The sequence below is a fragment of the Pantoea coffeiphila genome, assembly GCF_016909495.1.
GTDB lineage: Bacteria > Pseudomonadota > Gammaproteobacteria > Enterobacterales > Enterobacteriaceae > Erwinia > Erwinia coffeiphila.
Window position 1 is genome coordinate 808,416 of sequence record NZ_JAFBFW010000002.1, and the last position, 19,041, is coordinate 827,456.

Annotated in this window: 21 protein-coding genes and 1 riboswitch; of the genes, 7 read left to right on the forward strand and 14 right to left on the reverse strand. The window is 54.6% G+C overall.

Going from position 1 to position 19,041, the window contains the following annotated elements:
* Nucleotides 1–41: 41 nt before the first annotated feature.
* A complete protein-coding gene (locus JOE09_RS09460; protein WP_200547585.1) occupies nucleotides 42–236 on the reverse strand; it encodes a hypothetical protein in 195 nt (64 codons plus the stop codon).
* Nucleotides 237–592: 356 nt separating this feature from the next.
* On the opposite strand from JOE09_RS09460, the gene JOE09_RS09465 reads away from it, so the two are divergent.
* Both JOE09_RS09465 and JOE09_RS09470 read left to right on the forward strand, forming a co-directional pair.
* The gene (locus JOE09_RS09465) at nucleotides 593–796 is read left to right on the forward strand and encodes a KTSC domain-containing protein (RefSeq protein ID WP_205065571.1); all 204 of its coding nucleotides are present in this window, start codon (nucleotides 593–595) and stop codon (nucleotides 794–796) included.
* Nucleotides 797–1,001: 205 nt separating this feature from the next.
* Entirely contained in the window at nucleotides 1,002–1,256 is a 255-nt protein-coding gene (locus JOE09_RS09470) for a hypothetical protein (RefSeq protein WP_205065572.1), read from the forward strand.
* 94 nt (nucleotides 1,257–1,350) lie between these two features.
* Here the strand turns inward: JOE09_RS09470 and JOE09_RS09475 are convergent, their stop codons facing one another.
* A complete protein-coding gene (locus JOE09_RS09475; RefSeq protein WP_205065573.1) occupies nucleotides 1,351–1,581 on the reverse strand; it encodes a hypothetical protein in 231 nt (76 codons plus the stop codon).
* 230 nt (nucleotides 1,582–1,811) lie between these two features.
* Here JOE09_RS09475 and JOE09_RS09480 point away from each other — a divergent pair, with 230 nt between their 5' ends.
* The gene (locus JOE09_RS09480) at nucleotides 1,812–1,982 is read left to right on the forward strand and encodes a hypothetical protein (protein ID WP_205065574.1); all 171 of its coding nucleotides are present in this window, start codon (nucleotides 1,812–1,814) and stop codon (nucleotides 1,980–1,982) included.
* A gap of 107 nt (nucleotides 1,983–2,089) precedes the next feature.
* Here the strand turns inward: JOE09_RS09480 and crcB are convergent, their stop codons facing one another.
* Nucleotides 2,090–2,467, reverse strand: coding sequence for a fluoride efflux transporter CrcB (gene crcB, locus JOE09_RS09485; RefSeq protein WP_123335560.1), 378 nt, complete (start codon nucleotides 2,465–2,467; stop codon nucleotides 2,090–2,092).
* Nucleotides 2,468–2,548: 81 nt separating this feature from the next.
* A riboswitch (Fluoride riboswitch) is annotated at nucleotides 2,549–2,621 on the reverse strand.
* A gap of 62 nt (nucleotides 2,622–2,683) precedes the next feature.
* Nucleotides 2,684–4,447 carry an SgrR family transcriptional regulator gene (locus JOE09_RS09490; protein ID WP_205065575.1) on the reverse strand — a complete coding sequence of 588 codons (1,764 nt, stop codon included), beginning with the start codon at nucleotides 4,445–4,447 and terminating at the stop codon, nucleotides 2,684–2,686.
* 106 nt (nucleotides 4,448–4,553) lie between these two features.
* Here JOE09_RS09490 and JOE09_RS09495 point away from each other — a divergent pair, with 106 nt between their 5' ends.
* Nucleotides 4,554–5,372 carry a shikimate 5-dehydrogenase gene (locus JOE09_RS09495; RefSeq protein ID WP_205065576.1) on the forward strand — a complete coding sequence of 273 codons (819 nt, stop codon included), beginning with the start codon at nucleotides 4,554–4,556 and terminating at the stop codon, nucleotides 5,370–5,372.
* A gap of 143 nt (nucleotides 5,373–5,515) precedes the next feature.
* On the opposite strand, the gene JOE09_RS09500 is transcribed toward JOE09_RS09495, so the two are convergent.
* Genes JOE09_RS09500 through gatZ form a run of 6 tightly spaced genes read right to left on the reverse strand, consistent with a single transcriptional unit; the run spans nucleotide 5,516 to nucleotide 10,920 of the window.
* The gene (locus tag JOE09_RS09500) at nucleotides 5,516–6,370 is read right to left on the reverse strand and encodes a tagatose bisphosphate family class II aldolase (protein ID WP_200562453.1); all 855 of its coding nucleotides are present in this window, start codon (nucleotides 6,368–6,370) and stop codon (nucleotides 5,516–5,518) included.
* Nucleotides 6,370–7,434, reverse strand: coding sequence for a zinc-binding dehydrogenase (locus JOE09_RS09505; RefSeq protein ID WP_205065577.1), 1,065 nt, complete (start codon nucleotides 7,432–7,434; stop codon nucleotides 6,370–6,372). The genes JOE09_RS09500 and JOE09_RS09505 overlap by 1 nt, the downstream gene beginning before the upstream one ends.
* 39 nt (nucleotides 7,435–7,473) lie before the next feature.
* Complete coding sequence (locus tag JOE09_RS09510; RefSeq protein WP_205065578.1) at nucleotides 7,474–8,847, reverse strand: galactitol-specific PTS transporter subunit IIC; 1,374 nt, start codon at nucleotides 8,845–8,847, stop codon at nucleotides 7,474–7,476.
* 4 nt (nucleotides 8,848–8,851) lie between these two features.
* Nucleotides 8,852–9,136, reverse strand: coding sequence for a PTS galactitol transporter subunit IIB (gene gatB, locus JOE09_RS09515; RefSeq protein ID WP_105590718.1), 285 nt, complete (start codon nucleotides 9,134–9,136; stop codon nucleotides 8,852–8,854).
* 37 nt (nucleotides 9,137–9,173) lie between these two features.
* Nucleotides 9,174–9,632 (reverse strand): PTS galactitol transporter subunit IIA, encoded by a 459-nt coding sequence (gene gatA, locus JOE09_RS09520; protein WP_200547591.1) that lies wholly within the window; start codon nucleotides 9,630–9,632, stop codon nucleotides 9,174–9,176.
* On the reverse strand, nucleotides 9,625–10,920 hold the full coding sequence (gene gatZ / locus JOE09_RS09525) for a tagatose-bisphosphate aldolase subunit GatZ (protein ID WP_205065579.1): 1,296 nt from the start codon (nucleotides 10,918–10,920) through the stop codon (nucleotides 9,625–9,627). The genes gatA and gatZ overlap by 8 nt, the downstream gene beginning before the upstream one ends.
* A 309-nt stretch (nucleotides 10,921–11,229) precedes the next feature.
* On the opposite strand from gatZ, the gene JOE09_RS09530 reads away from it, so the two are divergent.
* From JOE09_RS09530 to JOE09_RS09540, 3 genes are all read left to right on the forward strand, one after another.
* The gene (locus tag JOE09_RS09530; RefSeq protein ID WP_200562464.1) at nucleotides 11,230–12,012 is read left to right on the forward strand and encodes a DeoR/GlpR family DNA-binding transcription regulator; all 783 of its coding nucleotides are present in this window, start codon (nucleotides 11,230–11,232) and stop codon (nucleotides 12,010–12,012) included.
* Between the two features lie 277 nt (nucleotides 12,013–12,289).
* Complete coding sequence (locus tag JOE09_RS09535; protein ID WP_205065580.1) at nucleotides 12,290–12,940, forward strand: hypothetical protein; 651 nt, start codon at nucleotides 12,290–12,292, stop codon at nucleotides 12,938–12,940.
* A gap of 231 nt (nucleotides 12,941–13,171) precedes the next feature.
* Nucleotides 13,172–13,654: an Hcp family type VI secretion system effector gene (locus JOE09_RS09540; protein ID WP_205065581.1), complete on the forward strand. Its 483-nt coding sequence runs from the start codon at nucleotides 13,172–13,174 to the stop codon at nucleotides 13,652–13,654.
* A gap of 250 nt (nucleotides 13,655–13,904) precedes the next feature.
* Here the strand turns inward: JOE09_RS09540 and JOE09_RS09545 are convergent, their stop codons facing one another.
* From JOE09_RS09545 to proB, 4 genes are all read right to left on the reverse strand, one after another.
* A complete protein-coding gene (locus JOE09_RS09545) occupies nucleotides 13,905–14,654 on the reverse strand; it encodes a glycosyltransferase family 2 protein (protein WP_205065582.1) in 750 nt (249 codons plus the stop codon).
* 299 nt (nucleotides 14,655–14,953) lie between these two features.
* The gene (locus JOE09_RS09550) at nucleotides 14,954–15,583 is read right to left on the reverse strand and encodes a LysE family translocator (RefSeq protein ID WP_205065583.1); all 630 of its coding nucleotides are present in this window, start codon (nucleotides 15,581–15,583) and stop codon (nucleotides 14,954–14,956) included.
* An 848-nt stretch (nucleotides 15,584–16,431) separates the two neighbouring features.
* Nucleotides 16,432–17,685 (reverse strand): glutamate-5-semialdehyde dehydrogenase, encoded by a 1,254-nt coding sequence (gene proA / locus JOE09_RS09555; RefSeq protein WP_205065584.1) that lies wholly within the window; start codon nucleotides 17,683–17,685, stop codon nucleotides 16,432–16,434.
* Nucleotides 17,686–17,694: 9 nt separating this feature from the next.
* Complete coding sequence (gene proB, locus JOE09_RS09560) at nucleotides 17,695–18,798, reverse strand: glutamate 5-kinase (protein ID WP_105590711.1); 1,104 nt, start codon at nucleotides 18,796–18,798, stop codon at nucleotides 17,695–17,697.
* Nucleotides 18,799–19,041: the final 243 nt, after the last annotated feature.

A 19,041-nucleotide genomic window follows, 5' to 3' on the forward strand; every position in this document is an offset into this window, starting at 1 on the left:
ATGGCGACTGCCCTACCCGCCAGGAGAATTGGCTACGCCACTCAGGAGATAGCAGAATCCGAGGAGTGCTTGTGCTTATCCGCTTCAAAGTGAGCCTTAAACTGCTCATAAATCGAGATCATATTGCTGGCATCACCCTGTAACGGACTGAGTTTACCGGCTCTGACCAGTTCAATAACCAACTGAAGGGCAGCCTGCTTCGGGCTGCTGGATGGATGTGCAATTTCGTTCGACATAAAAATCCTAACACAGTGAAAAGCGAACTTTAGCAAGTTTAGCCGCCTTTCGTTACCCTTTTTGCAGCCTGAAAGCCCGTATCCCCCACCTGACTGGTTCAGTCTCCCGCAGCAGACAAAGTTGTACAATAAAAATAAATCTGTACAGATTAAAAAAAGACGTTAAAGTAATCCCCGTAACGTATTGTGCATTTGCATAGCCTCGGAAAGTGCAGTTGGATTTCCACTTTCCGAGGTAATTTTTTCCCGCCTGATTATTTTTCAATCTAAAAAAAATAAATAATTGATCGAAAACAATGCCAAAATGCCCTCTGTCGTCTAAATTTTAACCACCAATGACAGCTGAGAGGTGCAGAATGAAAAGACGGTCCGTAGCCTCATCCGTTATTCGAACCGTGGCCTATGACGTGGAAAAACGGATTCTAGAGGTAGAAACGCTGAAGCATGGAACGTTAACCTACAATAACGTTCCCCTGACCACCTGGCACTTCTTTATGGCCGCCCCATCGAAGGGACTCTTTTTTTACGAACAGATAAAGCAGCACTATCCGCAGCACTGATTTTTTATCCGGCGGAGTCAAGTTAGCCCGCCGGATAGAGAGCGAATCCCCCGGATGGCTTCCTGGCTCTACCTGCAATGCAGCCTTTCTCACAGAAAATTTATTTAACCCTGCGTTTCATCTGCGCTAACCGGCACAATGCGTTAAAATAGCGGCATCAATAGAGATTTACCTCAGGTTACATTCCGTTTCATAAGGACGTCCGATGCCTTCGCGCAACCGCCACCCGAATTTCCGCGCCTACCTATCCGTGCTCCCAATCGTGTTCACTTTGGCATGCAGCCTTTTGCCGCTCAGCAGCCGGGCGCAGCAGGTCACCGTTTCACTGAGCCAGGAGCAGGATGGGGGTAATGCGGGACGTGCCTGTATTTATGTTTACCAGGGCAAGGCGGAATATCGTCGGGTGAAAGCGGATGAAAACTGTCCGGCGGAGATCGTGATAGAACGCGATAAGCACTAAATACGATGGGATCTAGCCGTGGCCGCAATGGCCGCCCGGAGGAAACCGGGCGGACCGCTGACTCCGGTGGCAGTCGCACCGGTTGCAGGCAGTATCAATAACCTGCCTCCGCAAATTTATGCGGCTGATTGATCGCCCGGCGGGCAATCCAGTACAGTAAAATACGTTCGTCATCTTTATCCTGATCGGCCATGGATAACAGCTTCAGTCCAAGCGTTGCTTTATTGACGGGCTGTCCGGTAACGCTGAGATCAACCACTGCCTTGCCGATGATGTTGCACACTTCTTCTTCGCTAGAAATAGGTAAATCTGTTTCGCCGCTCATTCTCTCCTCCTCGTTGGTTAAATATAAAGCATAGCGTATCTGCGCACGCTGACAGTGAGAGTCGGAACATTCGTGATAGCGGCCGCATCCTTAATGAAAATGCGAATCGCAAAATTGACTGGAATGTGCGGTAGCCTGTTGAAACCACTGGCGTGAGACAGGCCGCGAAGGCTATTGTGTGGCTTATCGCCTATACTGAAAGCGATCCCAATCTGCCAAAGGAGTGAGCAATGCTAATCGGCTTCGTATTACTCGTCAGCGCCTGCGGTCATGATGCCTGTGACGCACTACCGGTATCAGAGCATATCTATCCCACACGCAAAGCATGTGAACAGATGGCAGAAAGGCTTCATGAACGCCGCCCTAATGCGGTACTGCTTTGCGGAGAAGTTTACCGCTAGCAAAGCGGCTGGCGACATTCATCGTCGCGCCCAGCATCAGAAGGATGCCTGATGGCATCCTCACTCCGTCATTTTCCTGAAAAACCGCCTTGAATATGCTTTTCGCCTCAGAACAGCAGAGAGACCAGCCAGAAACCAGCAATCGTCATTAGCAACGATCCGATAACGTGGACCAGTACCGAAGTCAGCGCCCAAAGATAATTGCCGGCCTGTAGTAACGTGACGACTTCCAGCGAAAAAGTAGAAAACGTAGTCATGCCTCCGCATAATCCGGTGGTAATCAGCAGTTTCCATGCCGGGTCCAGCTGTGGATTGCGGATAAACCACGCCATTGCCGCCCCGATGATCAGCCCGCCCACCAGGTTAACCAGCAGCGTGCCGGGTGGCAGATTAGGAAACAGTGAATTCAACCGCACGGCAAGCAGCCAGCGGATCACACAGCCGGCGCAGCCGCCAATCATTACGGCCAGTAAAGGTTTAAGCATAAAATCCTCAGTACTTTCGAGGCGGGGTGCCAGCGGGCAGAAAACGCATAGCCTGACACACCGACCTCGTGTTAACGGTCAGGGTTATCAGGCGTCATCAGCCCCTTACGAGCAGGGCGGTTGGGAAAGGTGGAACACCATCACCTTGTGAACCACAAGATAATCAGTCATCGCCGCTTTTGCAACAGGCGAGCTGCCGCAGCCGGGCGTCCCCGGCTACTCAGGCTCCATCCAGGTGCTTTGAAAATCGAACCAGCCCAGGTTGTTCAGGCGTATTCCCTGTGCGTTCTCCGGTGCCTTTAGTCGCATCCAGTGATGGAACAGCGGCTGTAACCAGCCTGCGCCGACCACCTGTTGAACCAGCTGGCGTGATTCAAGGGTGCCGTTTCGCCAATGCTGCTGCCAGCGTTGATACTGGCTGGGATCGCCGCCGGAGATATGCGGCTTCAGCAGCGGCATTCCCAGCAGCCAGGCCCCCACGTTCCACTGTTCCGGCGCGGGAAAATTCACCGTACCCAGCCACAGATCGACCCCGGCCTCGCCGCTTGCCCACTGCTGATAGTCCAGCTCGATCACTTCCAGCGCGATCCCTTCCGCCGCCAGGTTTTTGCGCATCATCCCCGTCAGCATGGCGTATTCAGGATGCTGCCGATGGCAGGCCAGCCGCAGCACCGCGCCGTGCAGCGGATTTTCATCGGCGGAAAACGGTGAAAGGCAACTCCCCTCATCCATACAGTGAAACCAGGCGGGCAGCAGGCTGCCCGTTGGCACCCACAGCGGCCTGATCGAGTCCACCAGCTGCGAGGCCAGCTGCCACGGACTGAGTATCTCCCGCAGCCAGCGCCGCCGTTCGGGGGTTTGCCAGCGGCCAGAGCGGCTGTCGCACAGCAGGAAATATCCGCCCTGCTCCAGGAACATCTCCGCCAGCGGTTCGGAAGGCTTGCCGGTGAACTGTTCGGCCTCGCCGGAAACATAGGCGATATCGCTGATGCTGGAACTGAGCCACGCCGCAGGCTGACCGGCAGGAATAAACTGCTCGCTGGCCGCCGCGTGGGCCAGATCCGGCCAGACGATCAGTTCAACCTCATCCAGCAGCCCGCGCAGACCAAAGTAGTGCTCGAACGCCTGCATTTTCAGATGCCAGCGATCGTTTTCGATCACCCGGTAAGGCCCGGTGCCGATCGGATGTGCGGCAAAATCATCGCGCAGGGAATGATCGGCAGGCAGGATCAGCGCGGCAGGATCGGTCAGCAGCAGCGGCAGCCGATCGTCGGCGTAGTGCAGTTCAACGATCACACTCAATGCACCCGCAGCCTCAACCCGTTTGATATGTGAAAACAGCGGCAGTGCTGCACTGCGGGTCAGCGAAGAAATCACGTCCTCACTGGTCATCTCGCGCCCGTCGTGAAAACGTACTCCTCGGCGGAGAAAAAAACGCCAGCGCAGCGCATCCAAACGACGCCAGCGGTGGGCCAGATCGCACTCCACTTCGCCGCTCTGCGGATTGATGCGCGTCAGACCACTAAAGATTTGCCGTACCAGATGGTTTTCCGAGCGCCTGAGCGGCGTGCCGGGATAGAGGTTCAGCATCTCGCGGTAATAAGGGATGCGTAAAGACTGATAGTCATCACTGATGCGATAACCCAGCCGGGTGCGCAGCAGGCTGGCAAGACGGCTTTTTTCCTCGCCCAATAGCTCAACAACGGCGGCAAGGTTCCCCGTTTCCAGTAACCGATCCGCTTTTTCCACTTTAAGCTGCTGCTCATCGCGCAGCAGCCGCAGCTGAGCCTGCCGGCCTCGCCCCGGCGCAGCCTGCCAGTTCAGCCAGCCCTCGTTCTGCATTTTTACCAGTAGCGCCCGCATATGGCGCTTGCTGCAGCACAGCGAGTCCGCCAGTGCCTGCAGAGTCGTCTCGGCTTCACGAGCGGGAAACAGCGTCAGCAGCCGCAGGTAGTGATATTCAAGTCGTTGACCGTACATAAAAGAGGAGCCTTGAGCAAAAAAATCCAGCTGTTTTTAATCTCACCTTTTTAGTCCATTCTGCGCTGAACGGCAATCCTCCTTCATCGATCACAGGACCGCATCCATGACCCGACAGCTGAACAAAGACACAACCGTATGTATGTCGCTGGCATCCCGCCCGGGAAATTTTGGCACCCGCTTTCATAACTATCTTTACGACGCGCTGGATCTCAACTACCTGTACAAAGCCTTTACCACCAAAGATTTAACCGCCGCTATTGGCGGCGTTCGCGCGCTGGGCATTCGCGGATGTGCGATTTCCATGCCGTTTAAAGAAGAGGTGATTGCCCTGGTGGACGAGCTTGACCCGTCGGCGAAGGCCATCGATTCGGTCAATACTATCGTCAACACCGACGGCTATCTGAAAGCCTATAACACCGACTACATCGCCATCGCCAGCCTGCTGAAACAGCATCAGGTTGATAATGGACTGACCTTTGCCCTGCGCGGCAGCGGCGGCATGGCCAAGGCCGTGGCGGCCGCGCTGAAGGATGCCGGGTTTAACCACGGCTATATTGTTGCACGCAACGAGCAAAGCGGCAGGGAACTGGCGGCGCTGTACGGATTTGAATGGCGAGAAGATCTGGGCGACCTCCAGCCGGGCCTGCTGATTAACGCTACGCCGACCGGCATGAGCGGCGGTGCAGAAGCGGAGCTGATGTCGTTCACGCCGCGCCAGGTCGACGCGGCCGAAGTCATTTTTGAAGTGGTTGCGCTGCCGGAAATCACCCCGCTGGTGCGCTACGCGCGGGAGAAAGATAAAACCGTGATAACCGGGGCGGCAGTGTTTGCCATTCAGGCGGTGGAACAGTTTGCGCTTTATACCGGCATACGCCCCGACGACGCGCTGTTCAGGGAAGCAGCGGCCTGGTCCCGGCAATAACACTCATCAGAGGCAGCCAGCCAGGGTACTCTGCCTGACACGCATTACGCGAATAGCCGGTCGGCCAGGGTACTTTATGCAGGCCGCCGGTCAGCAAAAGTGCTCTGCATACCATCAGTTATGCAGACCGCCGGTCGGCCTGGCTAAATACGCCCTTCGCTGCCGCAGATCCTGATTTTTTCCGCCACCACCTGCTTCATCGCCTGCTTACCCGGCTCCATATATTCGCGCGGATCGCTGGCACCGGGATGCGCGTTGAAGAAGGCCTTAACCGCGCCGGAAAAGGCGATTTTCAGCTCGGTAGCCACATTCACTTTACAGATACCGAGAGAAATGGAGCGCCTGAGCATCGCTTCCGGAATCCCTGAGGCACCGTGCAGCACAAGCGGAATATCCACCTGTTCGCGGATCTGCGCCAGCCGATCGAAATCCAGTTTTGGCTCCCCCTGATACAGCCCGTGCGCCGATCCGATCGCCACCGCCAGCGAATCGATCCCGGTACGGCTGACGTACTCCTGTGCTTTGGCCGGGTCGGTAAAAAAGCTGTCGCTTTCATCAACGATCAGATCGTCTTCCTGACCGCCCAGCCGCCCCAACTCGGCCTCCACGCTGACATCATAACGATGGCACAGACGCACCACCTCGCGGACTTTTTCAATATTCTGCGCAAAGGGATAATGCGAGGCATCGATCATCACCGATCGCACCCCTGCATGCACTTTGCGGCTGATATCGTTGAGATCTTCGTGATGATCGAGGTGCAGCGCGATCGGCAGATCGTACTTTTTCGCCGCCTGCTGGCAGATTGCGACAAGATACTCCAGCCCGGCGTAATTCCAGGTGCCGGTGGTGCCCGCCATAATCACCGGCGAGCGCAGTTCCGCCGCCGTTTCGGCAATCGCCTGCACGGTTTCCAGGTTATGAACGTTGAATGCCGGTACGGCATAGCCTTCGCGCTGCGCGTTAAGCAGCATCGTACGATTAGAAACCAGATACATTATGCCTGCTCCTTATCCGTGACTGAGAAATCGAGCATGATTTTCCCGCTCATTGGCTTGCCCGCCAGCGCGCTGACCGCCTCGGCGTAATCCTGCGGCGCGGCCTGGACCGCAATCAGTGATGAAAGGTCGATCGATCCCTGCTCGAACAGCCGCACGGCCTGCTGCCACTCCACGCCGGGCCACTGACCCGAGTAATTCATCCAGCTGCCGAGAATCCGCAGCTCTTTACGCAGGATCAGACCGAAGGTGCTGCTGCTCAGCGGTAAATCACGATGCAGCGTGCCAATCAGGCCGATCTGCGCCTGCGGTCCGGCGATTTGGATACTCAGCTCCACGGTTTGCGGACTGCCGGCGGTTTCCAGAACCAGCTGATCGAAGCGCCTGGAGTCCATCGCGGTGCGGATTTCTGCGGCGGTCATCTCGGCACTGTTAAAGGTGTAGTCCGCGCCCAGTTTCTGCGACACCGCCAGCCGCTCAGGATTAATATCAATCGCCGTGACCGAACGTGCACCCAGCGCTTTCGCACACTGCATCGCCAGCAGGCCGATAGTGCCCGCGCCCACGATAATCACCTCTTTACCTTCACAGCCACCGGCCAGCTGCATGGTATGAAGGCTGACGGTCATCGGCTCAAAGAACGCCCCTTCGGTTGGCGTGGTGTGCTCCGGCAGCAGGAACAGATTGCTGCGCGGCACCACGATATATTCGCGATTGCCGCCGTCGCTGCGGGAGCCGATAAACCGGTAGTGGCGGCACTGGGACCAGAGCTGACGCTGGCACTCTTCACACTGAAAGCAGGGCTGAAGCGGCACGCAGGAAACCAGATTACCGGGCTGTAAATCGTTGACCGCGTGGCCGGTCAGCTTTACCCGGCCGCAGAATTCGTGGCCGAGGGTAATCGGATAAAAATGTGCGCCGTTGTGAAAAATACGCGGGATATCGGAGCCGCACAGTCCCGAACTGATCACCTCAACCAGCACATCATCAGCGGCTTCAATCTGAGGCAACGGTCTTTCTTCAACCGTAACGCTGCCTCCGGCGTGGATCACGACAGATTTCATCAGAGAACTCCAGAATGGCGGGGGATCTCCCCCCGCAGTTTATTCAGACAGGGTTTTAGAGCTGGAAAGCGTGGGTTCCGGCGGCGTGCCGAAGCTGCGTGCGCGACGCCACGTCAGCAGGACACCGGCAAAATAAATCAGGCCAATCACCACCAGCGCAGTGACGTTTTGCCAGGTCAGGAGCTGAATCAGAAGGTAAGTGATCGGCGATCCGCCCTGATCCATTGAAGCCACCTGCCCGCCCGCCTTCAGCGCACCGGCGTTGGCAGCCAGCTGGGTATGCAGCCCGATGGTCTGGGTGGCGATCCACAGAGTGATACTCATAATCACCGTGCCGGAAATCAGCGTACGGAACAGGTTACCCTGATGCACCGCCACCGCCATCGCCACAAAGAACCCGATGGTCGCGAGGTCGCCGAACGGCAGAACTTTGTTCCCCGGCAGCACCACGGCAATCAGGATAGTCAGCGGGATAAAAATCAGGCTGGCGGAAACCACCGAGGTCTGCCCCAGCAGCAGCGCCGGGTCAAGTCCGATAAGAAACTCCTGACCGCCAAAGCGGGCCTGCAGGCGTTTGCGGGCATGTTTGGCAATCGGGTTGAGGCCATCCATAATCGGCTTGATCACTCGCGGCATCAGCAGCATCACCGCGGCGGTTTTTACCGCCAGTTGCAGGACGTCTTTCACATCGTAATGCGCCAGCAGGCCGATGATGATCCCCATGATAAACCCGACCGTCACCGGTTCACCAAAGGCACCGAAGCGCTTTTGCACATCGTCTGCGCTGAAGTGAATACGGCGCAGACCCGGCACTTTCTCAATCAGGGTATCCACCAGTACCGCAATCGGCCCCATATAGGCGGAGGTGCCGTGCGGCACGGCGATGCCGTCAAGATCGAAGAAGTTTTTCGTATCGCGGGCAAACCAGTCGCCAAGCTTATAGGCAAACGCCGCGTGAACTACCACGCCGAGCATCCCCAGCCAGTAAGAGCCGGTGGCAATATGTACCATCGCCCCGGTGAAGGTCATATGCCAGATATTCCAGATATCGACGTTCACCACCCGCGTCATGCGGGTGACCAGCATCAGAATATTGACGCCAATCGCCACAGGAATAGCAATCAGGGCAATCTGCGACGCCCAGGTCATCGGTGACGATCCCGGCCAGCCGACATCCACCACCTCAAGACCGATTTCGAAGTTGGCGGCCATCGCTTTGGCAGCAGGGCCAATGGAATCCAGCATCAGTCCAATCACCAGCCCGATACCGACGAAGCCAATCCCGATATGCAGGCCCGACTTAAAGGCATCACCCACTTTCATCCCCAGACTGACGGAGAAGATAATGATCACAAACGGCAGCATCACCGTTGGGCCAAGATCGAGGATATAACGCATTATTTCCGTAAACATGAGTTCACCCCTGCAGAATGGTCAGGATTTTATCCCGCAGCGCGTCGATACCCACGCCGGAGATAAACGGCATGCCGTGCACCACCGGGATATCGCCAAACTGCCGATCGACGCGCGCCGTGGTGCAGATCAGATGGACGCCATCCATATAGGTTTCGATCTCATTCACCCGGCACTGAACCAGCTCGGCTTCAATGTGGTTCTCGTCGCACAGCTCTTTAATTTCTTCAGCGGCCATCGTCGAGGTAGCCACCGCGCCACCGCAGGCAACAATGATTTTGCGTTTCATTTTTTTTATTCTCCGTTTTGCAGGGTCAGGGATAACGTTATGCCGCAGCGGCCAGGATGCGTTCGCTGAAGCAGTGCGCGACGTCATCTTCCGCCGCATTTAACAGGCTGCTAATAAATTCCGGCTGCTGCAGTTGGCCAAACAGCGCCCGCAGCAGCTTGAGCTGCTCCTGCGGGTGGGTCACCACCAGCGCGATAATCAGTTCGGCGTTGATGCTGCCGTCATCATCCGCCTGCTGAAACGCTACCGGTTTTTCCGGGCGGATCAGATAGATGGCGGGTGCGATAGCGTGCGAAGCATCGCAGTGGGGAATCGCTACCGCGTGGCCGTCAAGCGCAATCCCGGTGGGGTACGTGGCTTCGCGCTCCAGCAGCGCGGCAGGATAGCTGTCGCGGCACAGCCCCTCCTGCACCATTCGCTCACCGATATGCCGCAGGGCGTCGGTAGCGCTGGAAAAATTCATCGCCGAAGAGACGATCAGGCGGTAGTCATGCATGGCTTACCTCTTTGTGTTGGATGGATTCAGGATCGCAGCCCCACGCGTAGTCGCGCAGCACATCCTGGATTTTGTCGATAATCAGCGAATGCGGGTTAGCGGCCAGTGAGCCGGTCAGCACGCGATCGAACTGTTTTGGCAGATACTGACTCAGCAGCCCCAGCGGGATCGCCTGCTGGTTAAGATTTTCGGTCAGTGCGCTCAGCGCATCGCTAATGCGGCTATTCGGCCAGTAGTAGCGAATACGATCGGACAGGCTGTAGTGGATATCCACCAGCGACTGGCTGAACGCCGGGCGATAATATTTTTTCCAGTAGCCCGGTTCATCCAGCATCACCTGGTCGATTACAGCAAGGATCTGGCTCTGTTTCTCAGGCGCAACCAGCGCTTTTTCAATATTGGCGAGGGCGAAAATCGCCTCACGCAGCGCAAAGGTCAGCGCCGGTCCGACTTTCAGAATGGCAAAGTGATCTTTTACCAGCGCGCGATAGGCGCTGCGGGTTTGATAGTCGGTGGAGTGCGCTTCATACACCACCGGCGTGGAGGCAATAAACTCGCTCAGCGCCCGTGCCTCCGACGGCTGATAGTGGATCACGCTGCTGTGGTCAAACTCGACGCCCGGCTGAACCACCAGTCCGATAATTCGGGGAATCGCCTGTTCAAGACCCGCTTCGCTAAAGGCCTGATGGTGCAGCGCCAGCGTGTGTGCCGCATCTTCCGGGCGGGTAACGTGAACTTCATGGATAGCCGATGCTTCACCGCCCGGCACCGGGACTTCGGTGCCGATCACGTAGGTCAGCAGTGCCTTCTGCTGCGGGGTCGCCGTTTCTTCGGCAATACGGCACAGTTCGGCAGCGCGCTGCGCAACGGTTTCCGGCGGCAGCGGGATCGGATCGTCAGCGCAGGACATCGACGCATCCAGATGAATCTTGCTGAAACCGGCCTGAACATATTCCGCGATCAGCACCCGGGATTTCTCCATCGCCTGGTCGGCGGGTTCATTCTGCCAGCAGTTGGGTCCGAGGTGATCGCCGCCGAGGATCAGCCGCTGTTCCGGGAAGCCAACGCGTCGGGCAATCGCCAGTACGTAGTCGCGGAAGGCCGCCGGGCGCATGCCGGTATAGCCGCCGAACTGATTAACCTGATTTGAAGTCGCTTCAATCAAGACCTGACGCTGGCTGTTAAGGTCGAAGCGCAGTGCCGCTTCAATCACCAGTGGATGAGCAGAACACACTGAGCAAATACCGCAGTCCAGACCGTCTTTATGTTGCTGAATTATCGTTTTCATCACGTCCTCCGAAAGTATGCGTAAACAATCGTTAGTTTTCGCAAATTGCACAATCCCTTTCCTTTCGTTGTGTGATCGTGATCTATTTATTTTCGAAGTCATTCTTTATCTTTCGTTTGCTTTCTTTTTATCAATTCATCGAATAATTTACTCGCAAATTGATTTTTATACATCCAATACAATGGGTTATAAACATCACTGTTTTAAGCCGTTTCTCCAGTACCAGTGAACGCTCACAATCCTGAGATTTTTGTTTTACTTTCTATTTCTTTCGTTTTAGGATTCCCCGACCAGCTCAAAGGAGTGTTGATGAATACCTTCGAACGCAGAAACAAAATTATCGAAATGGTGAACCGTACCGGCAGCGTGCTGGTAAACGATATCTCCGCCAGGCTCGGGGTGACGGAAGTAACCGTCCGGGCCGACTTGCGACTGCTGGAAGAGCGCGGGCTGCTGAGCCGTTTCCACGGCGGTGCCGCACGCAAAGAAGGTTCCGTTCCGGCTGAAACCACAATAGAAACCAGTGAGGTTAGCCTGACCGATCGCTACCAGCTGGCTGCCGATCCGAAACGGCGCATCGCTATCGAAGCGGCAAAGCTGGTACGTGAAGGAGATACGGTCATTCTGGACAGCGGCAGCACCACCAAGCTTCTGGCCGAGGAACTGGTGGCCATGAGCAGCATTACGGTGATCACCAACAGCCTGCCTGCGGCGAATATCTTGTTTGAAAATAAAGACATCACCCTGGTGATCTGCGGTGGCACCCTGCGGCATAAAACCGTCTCGCTGCACGGCAACATTGCGGAATATGCACTGCGTGACGTTTCTGCCAATCTGATGTTTGTGGGTGCAGACGGGCTGGATGATGAGAACGGCATCACCACCTTTAACGAAGGCTATGCCATCAGCGGCGTGATGGCCGCCGCGGCGCAGCAGGTGATCGTGCTGACCGACTCGACGAAGTTTGGCCGTAAGGGCTACAACATTGTGCTGCCGGTGGAAAAAATCGATACCATCATCAGCGATCGCGAAGCGCCGGAAGAGATGGTGAACAGCCTGAAAAAGCAGGGCAAGAAGGTGATTCTGGTTTAGCTTTTGCCGACTAAACAAATTGTTTGGAGTGCCGAACAGGTCGCTTAGAAATGGCGAGGGCGCGCCGTAGTAAAAGCGGCATGGTTCACTGTCGAGCAGGCAGGTTAGAAACTTCTCTTTAGTTCGGCCTCTGCGGCTTGGGCATTAACTGCCGCACAGGAAGCCTGGAAAGTAATCGGCACAGTGGTTGAAAATGGCAAACTGTTCACTGTTGTACAGACAGATTAGAAGATTGATTTATCAATCACCGTATCTACACAATAGGAATGGAATCCTTATGAGCACTTACACAGACATCGCAAAGCGTATAGCAAAGATAATTGTTTCACCTGATGCAGTAATTGGCTTTATTCATGGTGTGTTATCAGTTCCGCAAGATTTAGGCTATCTGGCATATGGCTATATTGATACTGACTCCAGGTACAATAGAGAAACAGAACGCATCAGGCTAATCAAAGCTATTAGGTTTGGCATCCTTCAAAATGAAAATTTTGTAAGAACGATAGAAATCGTATTGAATAAATTCAATCAATACATGCCGATTGAAAAGAGAGACGGAATTTACGCAAAAATGGGAGCATCTGTACTTGGGCGCGCAATTACCAATTCAATTATCTCTAAAAAAATAGCCACCATAATAGCTCAACGTAGTTCACTTATGGTCGCTCTACGGGGCGGTGTTGTTGGCAATACGCTGTTAGCTGGTGGTATGGCGGAGCGTAGCATTTATAACTCACAAAAACTCCAGAGCACTGACCCTGAAATATATTATGCATTACGTGAAAGAGATTATGATTTTCTTTATTTTCTCGTGGAGCCTGCTCTAAATCCTTTTGTTGAAGCACTAAGGATTAGAAAAAACCAAGGAGAAACAGCGTTCATTCAGATTCTGGACCTTGTAGAAAAAGAGGTAAAGTATGCCCGATGATAAACCGGAAAAACCATCACTTTGCAAGCGCGTATTTCATAGTTTCATAGAATATACTGTTTCCTTGCTTGGTGGCATGTTGGTTTTTATATGTATTTATTTTTTCTTTCATTTTGAAACGTGGCATGAAAGATTCATTTATATTTCCATCAGTATCGCTGTCGTTTGCTTCATTGTTAAGGTTCTACCTGAAAGACCAGAGGAATAGTTTTTTAACACAAGGAGAATTACATGTCTTTACCAGCTTACCTTTTTTTATATGATGAAAATGGTGTTCAAATTAAAGGATCTTGTTCTGCATTAGGTCGTGAAGGCGCGATTGAGGTAATGAATACGCAACATGGTATCACATTGCCGACAGATCCACATACAGGATCAATGACTGGAACGAGAATGCATGAACCTGTAATAATGAGTAAAGAGGTGGACAAATCATCACCTTATCTCTTTGATTCCGTTTGTTCCTGTAAAAGACTTAAAAACGCAATAATAAGATTTTATGCTATAAACAATGCGGGCATGGAGGCAGAGGTATATAACATCAAGCTTGAAAGCGTGGTGGTAAGTTCCATAGTATTTAACCATTCATACATTCCCGGCTCAACAAATCCTAATATGAATGAAGTAATTAAACTTAGATATAGAGGTATCGAGTGGAATTATTTACCTGGTAATATAAAGGCTGATGATTATTGGGATAAGGTTTCAAAATGATTGTAATCATCCTTATGAAAAAAGCCAATCTTCCGCACCGAAAGCATTAGAATATGCACAGTATCAATAACTCAAGTTCCGTTCACCGACGTACAGGCAGTGTAGTCTCCTGTCAAACTGGTGGTTGAAATGCCTGTACAAGTGCAGTGTAAATACCGATACCCGTGCCGAAACAGCTTTATCAATGATGGTATACCGGCTGCCGTCGTTTCATCGTTATTTAACTAACAGCAGCTATCGCGCTCACTGCTTATTTTTTTGCAGCATAAAACCAGGCCTTAAAATATTTAAGGAAGCTGTAAGCAACGGCATACACACCGGTGACAAACCCGACTTTGCCATCTTTCCAAGAGCCGTTCAGCAGATACCATTTAAACATCGCCCCAAACGCGCTTATTGCCCCCCGGCTTAATGACGGTCTTATTTTTTTATATTTCACTACCCGAGAAGTATAAACATTAAGCTTATTAAACACCTCATGCAGAGAATAAAACGTATCATGCCTGACGCGCCCCGCTAATATCTTCCGCTGCACATCGCCTTCTGCAGCATCGTCAACCGGACGATCGTTAAACTTAACCCGATTCCGGTTATAAAGCCGGACAGGAAAATCAGGAGAGGAGACCGGGTAAATAGTACGTACGGGCTTACCTAATACGAACCAGTAACGGGGAAGGCACCAGGCAATCCCTTCATTTTTCAGGCCTTCTTTTTTTATTCGTCTGATATCAGCGATAGTGTCGTCATTGAGGATCTCGTCACTGTCCATGCAGAGCACCCAGTCATTTTTTGCCAGCGAGACCGCGTAGTTCATTTGTTGTGCGTGAGTGGTGTAGGCGTGATAGTGACAGGTGATGCCGAATTCAGCGAGAATTTCGAGGGTGCGGTCGGTGCTGCCGGAATCAATCACAATAAATTCATCAGCAATGGGAATTAATGACTTAACGACATCATTGAGCAGACGATCGGAGTTACAGGTAAGCAGACAAACTGACAGCATAGATCCCTCTATATATTTACAACCTCTCTTATTCCCTAAGAGAGAAAGATTTCTCCCGGGCAGGGAGAAGTAAAACTCGGGCTGTTATTTCCGAAAAAAAATCCAATATAAAAACCCGCCGAGTATAGTGGATAGCTCCATTTGCTAAATTAACAAAAAATGCCGGATGGATGCATAGAAAACGACCGATAAACAGGCCACCGCCGCTTCAGGCGGACAACAGCGGATAGCCAGCGGTAAGCGGTGAGTTGCTCAGAGCAGGTGGCAGGATTCGCGTAACCGGTATTTCAGGATTTTATTCAGCGTTTGCTGTCCACCACCATTCTCACAGCCAAACCCGCCAGCACCGTACCCATCAGCCAGCGCTGTGCTTTTTGCCAGAGGGGGCGCTGAGCGAGGAATGCGGCAATGGAGCCAGCGGCAAAGATAATCAAGCCGTTGACCAGCATGCTAATCGCAATCTGGGTAAAGCCCAGCGTCAGCGACTGCCCGAGGACGTTGCCCAACTCCGGGCGAATAAACTGGGGCAGCAACGTGAGATACAGCACCGCAGCTTTGGGATTCAGTAGATTGGTCAACAGCCCCATGGTAAACAGCCTGCGCGGGCTATCGGGCTGGAGTTCACGCACTTCAAAGGGAGATTTTCCGCCAAAAATCGCCTGCCACGCCATCCACAGCAGATAAGCGGCTCCGGCAAAGCGCAGTGCGTCATACGCCAGCGGTACCGCCATCACCAGTGCGGTGATGCCCAACGCGGCACAAAGCATGTAAAACATAAAGCCCAGAGCCACGCCGGTGAGTGAGGTGAAGCCCGCGCGTTTTCCCTGACACAGCGATCGGGAGATCAGATAGATCATGTTAGGCCCGGGCGTGAGGACCATACCGAGTGAGACGGCGGCAAACGGCAGGATCTGGCTGAGTGTCATCATGAATTCGGGTCCTTGTATCGGGTGCTTCAAGATCATATGCCAGCGATCGAATTTCGGTCTGAGTTCGGCACTGGCCGGTGATCGGGAATCGACCTCTGCGGCTGCCGGCCGGTCCTCGCGCCGCGCCGGGCGCGGTGCCCTCGGTTCCGGCTGCGGGCCTTACGGATCGGCCTGGAGCGGGCGTCCTGCCCGCGCCAGGCCTGATGTCCGCGTCCATGCGGCCATCTCCGGTCCCACAGCCTGCACCTCTGCGCTGCGGATTACCCGTCAGCCGCAGAGGTCGATCCCCTTCAAACTATGGCATCGCTGCTTTGGGGCAACTTTAAACACCGGCCAGATAAAATCTACAGCACTGACTGACAATTTTCGACCATCATCAACGCGAGATAAACTAGCCAGGAAACACGAAACTCAAAACTCAAAACTCAAAACTCAGGCAGGCAGGCAGTTTCAACCATCGCCAACGCAGGGATTAACAGTCAGGCAACGCGAAAGCCAAAGCGCGGGCTGGCGGCACCTGCGATCGGGCCATCCACAGCGCTGAACGCAGTGAGGAAGCCAGGATTCGCCCACACGGACGTGGGCGAAAGTCACAGCCGCGCAGGACGCGCGTCTGTGGCGGTCCGGCAGGCTGACTAACGGAGTGAAGGCACCGCAAAGCGGCGCGAGGACCCGCCCGACGGAGGAGCCGCCAGCCTGCGCAGGCTCCGAACACTGCCAACGCGGGAAAAATGCCGAGTAATACAAAAACTACAGCATTCGCTGAAAGCTTCGGCTATCGCTGATACGGAAAAAAGCAGTCAGACGACACAAAAGCTAAAGTCCCGGCTGACTATGGCTCCAGCCAATCACCCGCGGATCGTATCATCCCCAAACGCCACCCACTTGTACGTGGTTAACGCTTCCAGCCCCATCGGGCCGCGAGCGTGCAGCTTCTGCGTGCTCACCGCCACCTCGGCTCCCAGACCAAACTGGCCGCCGTCGGTAAAACGGGTGCTGGCATTCACATACACCGCCGAAGAATCCACCTCGTTAACGAAACGATCGGCATGCTGAATGGTGCGCGTCAGGATCGCATCGGAATGCTGCGTGCCGTACTCGCGAATATGGGCAATCCCCTCATCCAGATCGTCCACCAGCTTCACGTTCAGATCCAGCGCCAGCCACTCGTCGCGGTACTGGGCATCGGTCACCGCGCTAACGCTTGCCGGGCCGTTTTCCAGCAGCGGCAGCGAACGCGGATCGGCGTGCAGGGTAATACCCTCTTCCGCCATCCGCGCGCTCAGCGCCGGCAGGAAACTGTCGGCAATGGCAGCGTCAATCAGCAACGTTTCCACCGAATTGCAGGCGCTTGGGCGCTGCTTCTTGGCGTTAACGATCACTTTCAGCGCCGCTTCCTGCTCGATACTGCGATCGACATAGATATGGCAAACGCCGATACCGCCGGTGATTACCGGGATGGTTGAATTTTCACGGCACAGCTTATGTAAACCGGCACCGCCGCGTGGGATCAGCATATCCACGTAGCGATCCAGCTTCAGCAGCTGATTAACCAGCTCGCGATCCGGGCTTTCAATCGCCTGAACCGCACCGGCAGGCAGGCCGTGCTGCTGCAGGGCATTCTGGATCACCCGTACGGTCGCGGCGTTCGTACGATACGTCTCTTTGCCGCCGCGCAGGATCACCGCGTTACCGGTTTTCAGGCACAGGCTGGCGACGTCAACGGTAACGTTCGGGCGCGCTTCATAAATCACGCCCACCACGCCGAGCGGCACGCGGCGACGCTCAATGCGCAGACCGCTATCCAGCTTGCCGCCGTCAATCACCACGCCAACCGGATCGGCCAGATGGCACACCTGACGCACGTCGTCGGCAATGCCTTTCAGGCGTGCCTGATTCAGCATCAGCCGGTCCAGCAGCGCGGCGCTCATGCCGTTCTGGCGCGCATCGGCCAGATCAAGCTCGTTTGCGGCCAGAATCTCCGCGCTTTGTGCTTCCAGGCTGTCGGCGATCGTCAGCAGCACCTGATTTTTTTGTTCGGTAGACAGCACCGAAAGCTGATATGACGCGGCCTTGGCCGCTTTACCCATTTGCTCAAGCATTGGTATTCCTTAGCTGACAATCATATCGTCGCGGTGCACGGCAACCGGACCATATTCATAACCTAAAATATCGCCAATCTGCTGGGAGTGATGACCGGCAATCATCCGCATGGCGTCGCTGTTGTAGCGCGACACACCGTGGGCGACATCGCGCCCCTGCAGGCTGCGGATGCGGATCACTTCACCACGGGAGAAGTTGCCGCTGATCTCACGAATACCCTTCGGCAGCAGCGAGCTACCGCGCTCCAGAATGGCGGACAGCGCACCGTCATCCACCACCAGCTCACCGGCAGGCGGCGCACCGAAGATCCAGCGCTTGCGGTTCTCCAGCGGGGTGGCAAAGGCGTGGAAGCGTGTACCAACCGGCGTTGCGGCGATCACATCACCGATTACGCCCGGGCGGCTGCCTGCGGCAATGATGGTGTCGATGCCCGCGCGGCAGGCAACGTCGGCGGCCTGCAGTTTGGTGGTCATGCCGCCGGTGCCCAGCCCGGAAACACTGTCTCCGGCCAGCGCACGCAGCGCGTCATCAATGGCGTGAACGTCGCTAATCAGCTCTGCTTCAGGATTATTACGCGGATCGGCGGTAAACAGGCCCTGCTGATCGGTCAGCAGCAGCAGCTTATCGGCACCGGCAAGAATCGCCGCCAGCGCCGACAGGTTATCGTTATCGCCCACTTTGATCTCGGCGGTCGCCACCGCGTCATTTTCATTAATGACCGGGACGATATGGTTATCGAGCAGCGCGCGCATGGTGTCACGAGCGTTAAGAAAACGCTCACGATCTTCCAGGTCGGCACGAGTCAGCAGCATCTGACCGATATGAATGCCGTAGATGGAAAACAGCTGTTCCCACAGCTGAATCAAACGACTCTGCCCCACCGCAGCCAGCAGCTGCTTTGAGGCGATGGTGGGCGGCAGTTCGGGGTAGCCCAGATGCTCTCGCCCGGCCGCCATCGCGCCCGAGGTGACAATCACAATCCGGTGGCCAGCCGCATGTTGCTGTGCGCACTGACGCACCAGCTCAACGATATGTGCCCGATTTAACCGACGCGATCCGCCGGTCAGTACGCTGGTCCCCAGTTTCACCACCAGGGTCTGGCTGCTGCTCATTATTTCCTGCCGTTTTTGTCATAAAAGAGTGCAAAGAAACGTTTTAACAGGAGTCGTGCAGGAAGCCAACAGCCAGGCGGGGAAAAGCGTGAAAAAGCCCTGACCATTCGCTAGTCGAAAAGTTCGTGATTAACAAGAAATGTTTAAAACTGTAATAAAACTTTAATAGAGAAAAGGTAAAACGTTCCTGTCTTAGAAGAGCCTCCGGGCCACTTAGCCCAAAGTAGTTCAGTCGAAGTCTGC